Annotated in this window: 7 protein-coding genes; 6 read left to right on the forward strand and 1 reads right to left on the reverse strand. The window is 39.0% G+C overall.

The features are described 5' to 3' along the window. Positions 1 to 39: 39 nt before the first annotated feature. Positions 40 to 885: a helix-turn-helix transcriptional regulator gene (locus EVU92_RS08545; RefSeq protein WP_130050859.1), complete on the reverse strand. Its 846-nt coding sequence runs from the start codon at positions 883 to 885 to the stop codon at positions 40 to 42. A gap of 472 nt (positions 886 to 1,357) precedes the next feature. Between EVU92_RS08545 and EVU92_RS08550 the strand changes: the two genes are divergently transcribed. From EVU92_RS08550 to EVU92_RS08575, 6 genes are all read left to right on the forward strand, one after another. Then, positions 1,358 to 4,036, forward strand: coding sequence for a TonB-dependent receptor (locus tag EVU92_RS08550; RefSeq protein ID WP_130050860.1), 2,679 nt, complete (start codon positions 1,358 to 1,360; stop codon positions 4,034 to 4,036). Positions 4,037 to 4,089: 53 nt separating this feature from the next. After that, entirely contained in the window at positions 4,090 to 5,532 is a 1,443-nt protein-coding gene (locus EVU92_RS08555) for a phosphoesterase (protein ID WP_130050861.1), read from the forward strand. Positions 5,533 to 5,619: 87 nt separating this feature from the next. Then, positions 5,620 to 6,105, forward strand: coding sequence for a sigma-70 family RNA polymerase sigma factor (locus tag EVU92_RS08560; RefSeq protein ID WP_240701303.1), 486 nt, complete (start codon positions 5,620 to 5,622; stop codon positions 6,103 to 6,105). Beyond that, positions 6,106 to 7,053: a FecR domain-containing protein gene (locus EVU92_RS08565; RefSeq protein WP_130050863.1), complete on the forward strand. Its 948-nt coding sequence runs from the start codon at positions 6,106 to 6,108 to the stop codon at positions 7,051 to 7,053. A 4-nt stretch (positions 7,054 to 7,057) separates the two neighbouring features. Further along, positions 7,058 to 10,006: a TonB-dependent receptor gene (locus EVU92_RS08570; RefSeq protein ID WP_130050864.1), complete on the forward strand. Its 2,949-nt coding sequence runs from the start codon at positions 7,058 to 7,060 to the stop codon at positions 10,004 to 10,006. Positions 10,007 to 10,729: 723 nt separating this feature from the next. Further along, on the forward strand, positions 10,730 to 13,072 hold the full coding sequence (locus EVU92_RS08575) for an arylsulfatase (RefSeq protein ID WP_130050865.1): 2,343 nt from the start codon (positions 10,730 to 10,732) through the stop codon (positions 13,070 to 13,072). Positions 13,073 to 13,244: the final 172 nt, after the last annotated feature.

A 13,244-nucleotide genomic window follows, 5' to 3' on the forward strand; every position in this document is an offset into this window, starting at 1 on the left:
TTGACGAAAGCATGGGAACGATGCTGGCGGGAACTCCTATCAGGTTATGTCAGAAAGCACAATGCCTGGCACTGCAGTCGTTTCCGCGTTGCTCATTCGTTCTGAGATGTATCGAGCAGGTGGTTTACCGACGGCCTTGCGGAACATGGTGACGAAGCCGCTGGCATTTTCGTAACCCAACTCCAACGCTACTGTCTGCACGCTTTCGCCTTTGCTCAGACGTTGAAGTGCAAGGATCACATGCAGTTGTCGACGCCAACGTCCGAAGCTCATGCCGATTTCGTTCAGCAGCAACCGACTCATATTGCGTTCACTCATACCGATGCGGGTAGCCCAGTCCCCCTTCAATGTTTTGTCTGAAGGGCTGGCCAGTAGCATCTCGGCGAGCTGACGTAATCGCGGATCGCGCGGCATAGGTAGATGGAGGTTTTCTACCGGAGCTGCCGCCAACTCATCCAATAACGTAGCGATCAGCCGCTCTTCCCGGCTCCCGAGTTCATACAATTTGGGAAAGCCAGCCACCTTGAGCAACAATTCACGTAGCAGCGGTGATACTGCAATCGTGCAGCAGGTTTTTGGCAGATCCGGTGTGGCATCAGGCTCGACGAACAGGCAATAACATTCCGTTTCACCCGTGCCTCGGGATGAATGGGGCAAGTTTCCCGGTATCCATACTGCACATTGCGGTGGCACAATCCAGACTCCGTCTTCAATTTCGCAGTTGAGAATACCGCGAACGGAGTAAATCAGTTGCGCCTTGTGATGCTGATGACGGGCTTGTTCCCAGCCCTTTGTTACCGATGTAGCGCTCAGAGCAACCACAGGTCGGGGGATGTCATCAATGTCTCGGGCTGTGCTCAGATCGGTGGTTGTAATATTAGACATAGTCAGTTCTGAACCTTGGTTCAACGATGAGAAGGGGATAAATTTTGACCGAATTGAAAAGTATTATGGAGTAATAATGCAATGAGGTCCAACTACGCATAGGAATTTTAGGATTAACTATGCAATCTGTGCCGCCAGTACTGCCCGTCGGAGCATGTAGCGACATCTAAAATTTAGACAAACCTATAAAAAATAGACAAACTCCGGTTTGTCTATTTTTTGGTCTTTTCATCCTTACTAAAAAGCTCCAATTACGAATCAGGGGCCAATTTAAGCTCATGTATTACTTTTAAGCTGAGCCCAACCGAAAGCCAGCCTTAATAATAAATAACCCTAGTAAATATAAAATGGCAATGCGTGTAGCTTTGTCTGTCACAAATTGTTCATCATAAAAATTGTCTGCTTTTTGTAAAAAAAAGCTCTTTAAGAGTGTTCAGTCATTTAATAACTTTATTAGTAACACGGAACTTTTATGAATACTCTATTAAAGAAAAGTATACTCTCAAGCGCTATTTTTTCGGCGTTAAGCACTGCTCCACAAGTTGCAGCTCAAGCTAATGAGCAATTAACTGATATGGAAGTGATACAAGTCACTTCTTTTAGACGCTCTCTTATCAAAGCAAAAGATATGAAAAGAGAGGCAATTATTGCTAGGGACTCAATTTTGGCAGAGGATATTGCAGATTTCCCTGATTTGAACTTAGCAGATGCGCTTCAACGCGTACCCGGAGTAACTATTACTCGTGAAGCTGGTGAGGGGAGGCAGATATCTTTACGTGGTCTCGGCCCTGACTTTACTCGAGTACAAGTAAATGGCATGGAGGCTATGGGAACATCATCATCGCCAATGGATGCAAAAGGTGGTGTAAGCCGAACGCGTGGTTTTGATTTTAATGTGTTCGCAGCAGAACTGTTCAACCGTATCGATGTTAATAAAACATTTTCTGCTGAACAAGAAGAAGGTGGTATAGGTGGTACTGTAGGTTTGTATTCAGCTAAACCATTTGATTATGATGGGGCTAAAGGAGCGATTTCAGTTAATGGCGGTTATAACGACAACAGCGAAGAAACAGACCCTCGTTTTGCCGGTTTACTTTCAAATACTTGGGGTGATTTCGGTGCATTAGCTTCAGTAGCTTACAGTGAGCGATCAACAACTGAGTTCGGTACAAATACAACTCGTTGGCGTAAAGAAGGTGGGAAGTCAGCGGCAGATGAAAGTAATACTGAACTTCAAGCTGAATTGGATTCTGGAGAACTTTGGTTCCCAAGAGGCCATAGGTACTCTTTATGGAACAATAATCAAAAAAGATTGGGTGTTACAGCTGCTCTTCAATTTAAACCAAGTGATGACTTAAGTTTAACTCTCGATGTTTTACATGCAAAATTAGAAAACGAGCAAAATGAACATCACTCCGCAGTAAAAGATAATAAAACAGTTAAAGATTTGCAGTGGATTGATAATGATGGGCAAAAGGAAGTTATCTATGCAAGTTATGCGGATGCAACGTGGCGTAATGAAAATTCAGCAAGATATAACGAATCTGTATTTGATCAATATACACTAACTCTGGATTGGTCATTAAATGATGAGCTGAGCATGAAGGCGCTTGTTGGCACGAGTTCTTCCGATTTTAATCAACCACGAGTTCAAAAGTCTAATATTCATGCAAAACGTAAAGTTGACATTATTACTGATTTTACCCAAGACAGATTTTATGGCCTTAGTTACTCGCCGAATTTTGATCCGACGAGTCGAGATCATTTTGAGATAAAGGACATTTATCTTCAAGAAAACTACATAACGAACGATTTTGATACGGCTAAAGTTGATTTCACTTATTTAGTGGGTGACTCAGGGACATTAAAATTTGGGTTAAATTACAAGAAGTTTGAAAATAGTGCGTATCAGCTTACACAAAGTAATGCGCAAAATATTGCTAGTCAGAACAATGGTATCCTTGCTTTAGATGATAGTCTTGTAAACGTGTTCACTCAGCATCCAGAACATCAATGGGTACAAGGTGACTTAAAAGCATTACTCGATTTTTATGACCTATCTGATTATAAAATTGACGCTTCAGATCTTACTGAAAATAAAAAATCTCCAGTGAGTGAAACAACTCAAGCAGTTTATGCGGAGTATCAATTTGAAAGTTCACTTGCTGGTAAGCCTTTACATGTGAGCACTGGTTTACGTTACTTTGATACAGAAATTCAAGCCTCGGGTGTTTCAAATGGTATCGATATTGAATCGACTAGAAATTACTCTGATGTATTACCTACCTTGAACATGGTTTATGAGTTAGATGAAGATATTTTATGGCGTTTTTCTGCTAGCAAAAATATCACCCGTCCTTCGTTAGGCGCGTTAAGTTATAACGCAACTGTTTCTCAAACCTCCGGTGAAGCGATTACTAGCGTTAACATGGGTAATCCTGAACTTGAGCCGTTTGAGTCAATTAGTTTTGATACCTCGTTTGAATGGTACTTTGAGGATGTTGGGTACGCATCAGCTGCGTTTTATTACAAAGATATTGATAACTTTATTGTAAGCACTACAACTGAGGTCGTTTATTCATCATTAGGTTTACCTGAAGAGTTGCTACCAGCGGATAAATCAATGGATAGTATCTTCTATCTGCAACGACCTGAAAATATGGATTCATCAAAAATTAAAGGTGCTGAACTTGCCTTTTCAAGAGACTTTGATTTTTTAAGTGCTCCGTTCAGCAATCTGGGTGTCGTTGCAAACTACACGTATGCAGATGGTGAAGCTTTATATCGTGATATTTATGGTGTTGAGGGTAATAACCAAACTAAGCCATTCACTGGCTTATCTAAAAATAGCTATAACTTTACTCTTTATTATGAAGTTGATTCATGGGGAGCGAGAGTGTCAGCAGCATATCGTAGCCCTTATATTTCAGGAGCGTCATCAAGTGGCGATCAAGACGAAAGTGGTTTCCACAGTACAACGTATATTGATTTCTCAGCATTTTATCAGTTAACAGATAGTGTGAAGTTAAGTTTTGAAGGTATTAACCTGACAAATGAGCGAGAAGTTTTCTATAGCGACTCACATGACAGAGCATATAACACGACTACAAGTGGACGTACTTATATGCTCGGCTTCACAGCTGAATTTTAACTTTATTTGAAAGCCACAAAGGGGTTGCTTTGTGGCTTTACTGGGATTCGGTAATGAGTAATAAATATACTATTTTTTTTGTGGTTTTTATTTCAAGCTGTTCAACTAACTCTCCTAAAAGTTCGGATGAAGAATTTATCATTCCAGAGGGGGAAAGGACTTGGTTAGCAGGTGACCATCACGTTCACGGTAAGTACAGTGCAAAATGGAACTTAGAAACAACACCCCCAACTCCAATTCTCTTTGGCGATGCACATTATTTTACTGCGCTAAATGCAGCAATGGCAAAAATGCATGGTTTGGACTGGATGGTGACGACAGATCATGGTGGCCCTGGACACAGTAAACTTAATTTTGAGCAAGCATATCCAGAGTTACTTGATTCACGAAAAGCTATTCCACAAGTGTTACAGTTTTATGGAATGGAGTTTGACATGCCATCTGCTCGCCATGGCAGTTTAATTATTCCAAAAAGTGATAAAGAGGCTGAGCAACTATATCAAATAGAAAGTAAATTTAATCGTCGTGAAGTATCACCAAATGAATATTTAAGAGGTACGCAAGCGTTTATGATTAAAGCGCTTGAGCATATGCAAGCAATGTCACCTAAACCTATCCTAGCTGTAAATCATCCTGCACGGCAAGCTCCACGGTTGAATACTTTTACTAAAGTAACTCCCAAAAAAATGCGTGAATGGCAGGATGCTGCACCTAATGTTATTACTGGAATGACTGCTATTCCGGGTCATCAAGCAGCAAGTTTGAATCCTGATGGTTCGATTGACTCTACAGCCGAACGTGCAGAGTATTATGGCTATCCCACTCATGGTGGAACGGATCAAATGTCTGCGATTGTAGGCGGCGTTTGGGACAGTTTTTTGGGTGAAGGTCGCAAGTGGAGTGTCACAGCCGTTTCTGATAGCCATGCACATTATACTGAAGGGCGCACAGATTTTTGGCCAGGCGAGTATGCAAAAACCTATGTATACGCTAAAAAGGATTACTCAAGCGTACTGGAGGCATTTAGAGCCGGAAAGGTTTTTATAACTACAGGGGATCTTATTGATAGCTTGTTCGTCTTTGTTTCACAAGGGGAACGAAAGGCACAAATTGGAGAGTCGCTAACAAATAAAAACTCAGATCCTCTTGTTGTAACTATTGCATTTAAATCACCAAAACATAAAAACTTTAATGGTGACTCACCTCGTGTTGTAAGAGTGGATTTAATTTATGGTGAGGTATTAATTGACCAAAAGTTTATTGAACAAAATATTAATCCAACCACAAAAGTGGTGAAACGTTTTTATTCAAAGGACTGGAAAGATAAGCAAGGCTATAAAGTGATGACTTTTACTTTACCTGCGAATACTAAAAAGGGTTATATCAGGGTTAGAGGAACTAATCTTCTTAATGAGTTAGAACCCGAAGTAGACCAAAAAGGTGAAAATCCTTGGGGGGATTTATGGTTTTACAGTAATCCTGTGTACATTAAATAACTCATGAAATTAGAAACTTATAAACGACAATACAATTGTAATAATACTGTTGTATTGTCGGGCGCAAACCCTCAAAGTGTAACTACAATGCCTGAAGTTGAAGAGCCGAGTGAGCAGCAGTGTCTTTTAGAAAGTAGTCAATTAAGAAGGTACTTATCACGAAGAGCACAATGTTCAGAAGAAGCTGCGGATATTTATCAAGAATCAGTTGTCAGAGTGTTAGAGCAAGCGAAGAAAAGCCCTATTTCTAATCCCATAGCTTATGCTATCAGTATTGCTAAAAACCTTTTGACTCAACGAAAATTAAACTATGAAGAAGGAATTGAAGAAGCTTCAACTACGCAAACGAATCCAGAACTAAATTTACAAAGAACACAAAAGCTAGAGTTAATTTATCAAGCGTTAGAAAAAATGCCTGAGCAACGCCGACGTGTTTTTGAGTTAAGAAGGTTAAACGGAGAAAGTAGAGAGTCAATCGCGAATCAACTGAATATATCATCAGAAACTGTGACTCGCCATATATCAAGAGCCATGGTCGATATTCAGCGCTACCTAGATGAAAAGACAAAATAAATGCCTATAAAAGATATTCCAAAAATGAATGATCATGTGTACCAAGAAGCTGCTTCATGGATTGATGTGCTTGCAGATAGAAAACTTGATGATCTACAAAAACGTCGTTTTATTAAGTGGCTTAATACCTCACCGCAAAATAGGCAGACTTTTGAATCTATGTTAGCAACTTGGCAAGATCCTGATATTGAGAATGCTTTTAAGAGGTTAAATACAAAACGTATAAAGCCTAAATTCTATTTTAGTGTAATGGCTGCTTCATTTTGTTGTGCTTTAGTTATGACCCTTGCTCTATATTTTTACCAAAGCGAGCAGCAAGAAGAAAGCTATGTTTTAACTGCTAAACACCAATCTGCAAATTATAAATTGTCAGATGGTAGTCAATTAGAGCTTCAAACATCTAGCGAAATTAAAGTCGATTACTCATCATCAAGGCGTGGACTTTTACTTAAAGATGGACAAGCCTATTTTTCTGTCGCAAAAGATAAAAGCCGTCCGTTTATTGTGTCTACTGACTTCGGAGATATAAAAGCAGTAGGAACACAATTTAATATTGATACAAACCAATTCTTTGCTGAATTAACGGTGTATGAAGGAATCGTTGAAGTGAAGAATAATTCAACTGGTCGTCACACGTTAGTAAAAACAGGAGAGAGGGTGCGTATTAAAGCTGAAATAACGAGTGAGATAAGTAAGGTGGATTTAACTAACTTCGTTGATTGGCGTTCTGGTTGGATTGAGATCTCAGATCAAAATTTAGCGTATTTAGTAGAGCACTTAAATAGATATAGTAAAAAGAAAATAGTTTTAAAAACTACGCAGCTTATGGATCAGAAAGTTGCGGGCCGTTTTAGATTAGACGATACAGATCAAGTTGTAGATATGTTGAGTCAAATGTACTCGCTAAATATTGTTGAAAATAATGATTACCTAATTTTGACACCATGAGATTATGCTAAAAAAACATAGGATTTTGGGGTTGTTATTGCTATCGAACGGAGCAATTGCGGCTCAACAAATTCAGTTTGACGTTATTTTCGAGCAACAATCTTTAGAGCAAGCTTTAAATTTGTTTTCTCGCACTGTTGAACAGACAATTTTATATGATCCTAAGCTTATTAAAGACTATAAATCGTCACCTATTGAGGGGCTTTTTACTGCTCAACAGTTAATTTCTAAGTTGCTTGCAGAAACACCACTTTGTGCACGAGAAATCAATTCGGGTTGGGTGTTGTCAACTTGCCCAAAACAAGTTGAGCCTCTTACCTCTTCGAGGCCTGTGTTAAAAAAAAATTTATCACTTCAAAGTTTGCCTGTCTCGGAAGAAATCGTTGTTATGGGTTTTCGTGATTCTCTTAGAAAGGCTAGCGAGTTAAAGAGATTAGCAATGATTACTCAGGATACAATATTGGCAGAAGATATTGCCGATTTTCCAGACTTAAATTTAGCTGATTCTTTACAACGAGTATCAGGAGTTACTATTACACGAGAGGCTGGCGAGGGGAGGCAAATTTCTCTTAGAGGCTTAGGTCCTGATTTCACAAAAGTAACCATAAATGGTATTGAGGCTCTAGGAATGACTTCATCTCCAATGGATGCTAGAGGTGCCGTATCACGCAGTAGAGCGTTTGACTTTAACTTGTTTTCAGCCGAATTGTTTAGCCAAGTTGATGTAAAAAAATCTTATGAAGCTTCCATGGCTGAGGGGGGAATTGGTGGGAATGTTGCATTAAAAACTCCTTTGCCTTTTGATTTTAAAAAATCAGAGAGTGTTATTTCATATAAACACGGTTTTAACTCAATTAACCAGCAATCAGATCCTCGAGTTTCTATGATGTATTCAGGATTATGGGGTAATTGGGGAGCACTACTTTTAACTACTTACTCAGAACGAAGTGCTACAGAGTATGGAACAAACACTACCCGTTGGAGACAAGAAAAAAAACAGTATGTTGGTGAGTTAGCTCAACAGCAAGAGCATCTGGATAAATTAGGGCTATGGTACCCAAGAGGGCATCGATATTCCTTATGGAATAATAATCAAAAAAGGTTGGGGGTTGATGTTGCACTTCAATTTAAGCCTAATAGTAAATTAGAAACGGTAATAAACCTACTGTATAACTCGCTTAAAAACGATTTAGATGAGCATCACCTAGCGGTTAAAAATAATAAACGGGTATTAAACGTAATTTGGGAAGAAAGAAATACTGCGAATGAAGTTATTTATGCTGAATATCCAGATGCATCGTGGAGAGTCGAAAGCCGTAAAGACTTTAATGAATCAGTATTCAAGCAATTTTCTATTGATACTCACTACGTTTTAAAGAATGATCTGAGCTTAAATGTTGTTATAGGTGCAAATGATTCTGACTACCAGCAACCAAAATTAAATAAAGTAAATATTATTGCGGATGATCTTAAAATCATTACTGACTTTAGGCAAGATGCTTTTTATGGTAATAGTTATTCACCCCACTTTGATACAACTAATCCATCTAAATTTAAAGTAAAAGATCTCTATTTCCAAGAAAACTATGTTGAAACAAATGTATTTAATTCTAAATTAGAACTTATTTACGACTTGAGTCAAGAAACTGAGCTGCAGCTAGGCTTAACTCACAGTACTTTAAAAAACTCAGGGCATGATCGCGTCTTTTCTTATTACCCTTTTGTTGAAATAAAAGAAAACGCAGGTGGTTTATTAATATCAAATAATAATTCGAAGCTGTTTAGTCAACACCCAGATTCGGAATGGGTGGAAGCCGACATTAGCGAAGTTCAATCTTATTATGGCTTAGAGTCTCTTACGTTAAGCTCTGAATTTGTTATACCCTCAACAAACTTTAACTTGGAAGAGAAAACAAATGCTTTTTATGCTCTATTAAAATCTGAAAATGACACTTGTATTTATCCAATAAACTACCAAATAGGTCTACGTTGGTTTCACACAGATTTAAGATCTATCGGGTTGTCAAAAGGATACCTGACTCAACGCGATAAAAGTTACTCAAAATGGCTACCTAGCTTTAACTTAGTTTGGGACTTTGCGGATGATATGTTGTTTCGCTTTGGAACAAGTAAAAATATTACACGGCCTTCGCTATCCGATTTGTCTTATTCTGCGAGTGTTTCTCAAGCATCAAGGGCGGAAGGTGAAGTAGGGAATGTTTCAATTGGAAACCCTGAACTAAAACCATTTGAGTCAATGAATATTGACTCATCCTACGAATGGTATTTTAAAAACCAAGGTCTTTTCTCATTTTCATTGTTTTATAAGAATATTAATAACTTTGTTATTGAGCAAGCCGAGTTGATTAAATACAGTGAACTAGGACTACCAGCTTCATTATTACAAAGTGGGGACTCTATTGATGACTTGTTTATTGTCTCAAAACCAGTTAACTCTGACTCATCTATTATAAAAGGCTTTGAAGTTTCGTTAATTAAAGACTTTGATTTCTTACCTTCACCATTTAGTAATTTTGGTATAAACGCTAACTTTACATGGGCAGACGGTGAGACTCTTTACCGTGATGTACAAGGATCAGGAAAGAATCAGCTAAAACCTTTTGCAGGCCTATCAAAACAAACTTATAACCTAACCTTATATTATGAAACAGATGATTGGGACGCGAGAATTTCTTCAGCTTACAGAAGTAACTATATACTTTCTTTGGAAGCTGGGAATACAGACCAAGATGAGTCAGGCTATCATTCCACAAATTATATTGATTTTTCAGCTAGGTATAAGCTTTCAGAGCAACTTGACTTTACTTTCGAAGGTTTAAACCTTACTGATGAAAGGCAAGAGCTCTATAGTGACTCAAATGATCGTGCATACAATACAACAAAAAGTGGGCGTAGTTTCTTTTTAGGATTAACTTATAGATTCGACAAATAAGTTAATACTATTTTAACCATTTCAAAGTATGCATTTGCCTTAGCGCCGTATTGTCTAGCGAGTAAACGATAATCAAAACGGACAAGTCTGAAATTAGTTTTAACTTAATTCAAATACAAAAAGCCGTTGCTGCAATGCAACGGCTTTTTAGTTGGCGAATATATGGAGCTGTTATCTTTCTGTTATCGAGTTCATACAAACACAATTGAGGTTAAATATTCACTAAATATAGATGGCGGAGCGATGGCTCGCCTTTTCGCAGAAAGTATCTGCCATACAGATAAGAGAAACCCTGCGTGATACACGATTAATAGCGTTCTTACTTCACTTTTAATATTCGTAACTTCAGACTTTTTGATGATTATTTTGACACTCCAAGCCACTTCGACGCTGTTCTTTTGTTAGGCCCTTGAGTAAATATGCTACCAGCTTTTAAATCTTCAGCTGAGCTTATTAATATCCTAAATATCGAAATAGTTTGTTAGCAGTAATATCTTCAATAACAACAATAATTCAGAGGCAAAATATTTGGGGTTTGAAAATGATACATGGATATTATTCAGTTTTTTTTACTAATGGCTTCGATGCACAAAGCTATATAAAAATGCGATTTAAAAACCAATTACATCACCTTTAACTTTGTTTAAAAAACACTCGCAAAAAATGAAAAAAAGTATCTATACTAGAAACTGTATCGAGCTCAGATATTTCAAGGAGAAAGGAATGAATCGTTTAAGTCGAGTGGGAGCTATTATTTCAGTATTACTGCTTTCGGGACTGCCACAAGCATATGCTAGCGAAATAGATAGAACAGTGATACCTATAAGTAATGGGAAGTTTGAAGGAAAAATAGGCAAAACATTTGAAACTTCAAAACAGGATTATCCGCAGCCAATTCAGGCACCAAAAGGCGCACCTAATGTCGTAGTGATTTTACTTGACGACTTTGGCTTCGGCCACCCCAGCACCTTTGGGGGGCCAATACCGACCCCTTCAATCGATGAATTAGCTAATCAAGGTTTAAAGTTCAATCGTTTTCACACTACCGCGATTTGCTCACCAACTCGTGCCGCTTTACTGACAGGTAGAAACCATCATCAGGTTGCTTCAGGCACGATTACCGAGCTTTCAACAGGTTACCCTGGTTATCACAGTGTTTGGCCCGATGAAACAGCGACCGTTGCTGAGATATTAAAAAGTAATGGCTACAACACGGCTGCATGGGGTAAATGGCACAATACTCCTGATTGGGAGACAAGCCCTATAGGACCATTTGATCATTGGCCTACAGGACTTGGGTTTGAGTATTTTTATGGTTTTCAAGGCGGCGAAACAAGTCAATGGGAGCCTCAATTATTTAGAAATACCACCCCTGTTGAGCCACCTAAAAAACCGGAAGAAGGGTATCACTTAACGGAAGATCTTGTTGATGATGCTATAAACTGGATAGGCCAACAAGAGTCTATCGATAGTGATAAACCATTCTTTATGTACTTTGCAACGGGTGCAACACACGCTCCTTTGCATGCGCCGCAGGAGTGGAATGATAAATTTAAAGGTAAGTTTGATCAGGGCTGGGATAAAGTCCGTGAAGAGACACTTGCACGACAAAAATCGCTTGGTGTAGTACCACAGAATACCAAGCTGACAAAACGACCTAAAGAAATTAAGGCGTGGGATTCTCTGTCTGCCAACGAGAAGAAGCTATTCAGTCGACACCAAGAAGTATTTGCGGGTTTTGCTGCACATACCGACTATCACGTAGGCCGGTTGCTTGATGCTATCTCACAATTACCCGATGCAGATAATACCATGATTATATTTATTGCTGGTGATAATGGCCCAAGTGCTGAAGGTAGTGCTACTGGTACGCTTAACAATATGATGACTCAGAATGGTATTGCTGACACTGTTGAAGGGCAGCTTGAAAAAATCGATGAACTCGGTGGGCCTCTTCACGAAAATCACTTTCCGGTTGGTTGGGCGTGGGCTGGCTCTTCACCATTCCAATGGATGAAACGAGTACCTTCACACTTCGGTGGTACGCGAAATGGGCTTGTTATTTCATGGCCTAACTATATTAAAGAGCATGGTGGCTTACGATCGCAATTTCATCATGTAATTGATATCGTGCCAACGATTTTAGATGCAGCACATATACCTGAGCCAAAAATAGTGAATGGAGTAGAGCAGACTCCAATAGCCGGTGTAAGTATGTTGTATTCACTAAATGATAAAAATGCTGAAGGTAAGCGTAAGACTCAGTACTTTGAGACTGGTGGTCACCGTGCAATTTATAATGACGGTTGGGTTGCTGCCTCTTTCCACGGTGTGCCATGGGAGTTAAGTGGCTCAGCTGGCTTTGGTAACGATAAGTGGGAGCTTTATAATATTGAAGAAGACTTTTCTGAGGCGGTAGATTTATCGAATAAATACCCAGATAAACTTAATAAGTTAATCTCTATTTTCGATCAAGAAGCAGAAAAATATAACGTTTATCCACTTGATGATCGTTTTGTTGAGCGTGCATCGAACCCTGAACGTCCAAGTGTGACCAAAGGGAAATCAAAATTCACTTATCTACCAGGTACTAGTCGCGTGCCAGAGGGTAGTGCACCTCCTGTATATGGTCGCTCTCACACAATTACTGCAACGTTTAATATGCCTAAAGATGGTGCAGAGGGTGTATTAGTAGCTGTAGGGGGTGGTAGTGCTGGTTATAGTCTATACATTGAAGATAATAAACCTGTCTATGTAATGAATTTTTTCAACGAGGATCACTATTACTTAAAATCTAAGGAGCCATTACCAGCGGGTGAGGTCACTTTGACACTTGATTATATTCAACAAGGTGAAGCACCAAATGGTGGACAAGCGACTCTTTTAGTTAACGGTAAGAAGATTGCTACCGGTAAGATAGATAAAGTACCACCTGTTCGTTACTCAGCGACAGAAACGCTTGATATCGGAAAAGATCTCGGTTCCACTGTTTCACGAAGCTACTATGATAAAGCTCCTTTTGCTTTTACTGGTCAGCTTCACAAAGTGGAGTATGTACTGAAGTAGTTGTTCAACTTGCAAGCCCACATTAGTGGGCTTTGCTTTCCATTAGGATACTAACTTTCAAGCTCCCTACTTTTTAATAAGCAATCAACCTCTGTAACCTTTTCGGGTGCAAGTGCCAAATAACCTGTATTATGTATTCTTTGATTTTAGATGGTGAGAGCTCTTGCTTAAC

Origin of the sequence: Pseudoalteromonas sp. MEBiC 03485 (assembly GCF_004195145.1) — a bacterium.
In the GTDB taxonomy this organism is placed as follows: domain Bacteria; phylum Pseudomonadota; class Gammaproteobacteria; order Enterobacterales; family Alteromonadaceae; genus Pseudoalteromonas; species Pseudoalteromonas apostichopi.

Excerpts from the sequence above, each read along its gene's own strand:
- EVU92_RS08545 (WP_130050859.1), bottom strand. The coding sequence starts at position 885 with ATGTCTAATATTACAACCACCGATCTGAGCACAGCCCGAGACATTGAT.
- EVU92_RS08550 (WP_130050860.1), top strand. The coding sequence starts at position 1,358 with ATGAATACTCTATTAAAGAAAAGTATACTCTCAAGCGCTATTTTTTCG.
- EVU92_RS08555 (WP_130050861.1), top strand. The coding sequence starts at position 4,090 with ATGAGTAATAAATATACTATTTTTTTTGTGGTTTTTATTTCAAGCTGT.
- EVU92_RS08560 (WP_240701303.1), top strand. The coding sequence starts at position 5,620 with ATGCCTGAAGTTGAAGAGCCGAGTGAGCAGCAGTGTCTTTTAGAAAGT.
- EVU92_RS08565 (WP_130050863.1), top strand. The coding sequence starts at position 6,106 with ATGCCTATAAAAGATATTCCAAAAATGAATGATCATGTGTACCAAGAA.
- EVU92_RS08570 (WP_130050864.1), top strand. The coding sequence starts at position 7,058 with ATGCTAAAAAAACATAGGATTTTGGGGTTGTTATTGCTATCGAACGGA.
- EVU92_RS08575 (WP_130050865.1), top strand. The coding sequence starts at position 10,730 with ATGAATCGTTTAAGTCGAGTGGGAGCTATTATTTCAGTATTACTGCTT.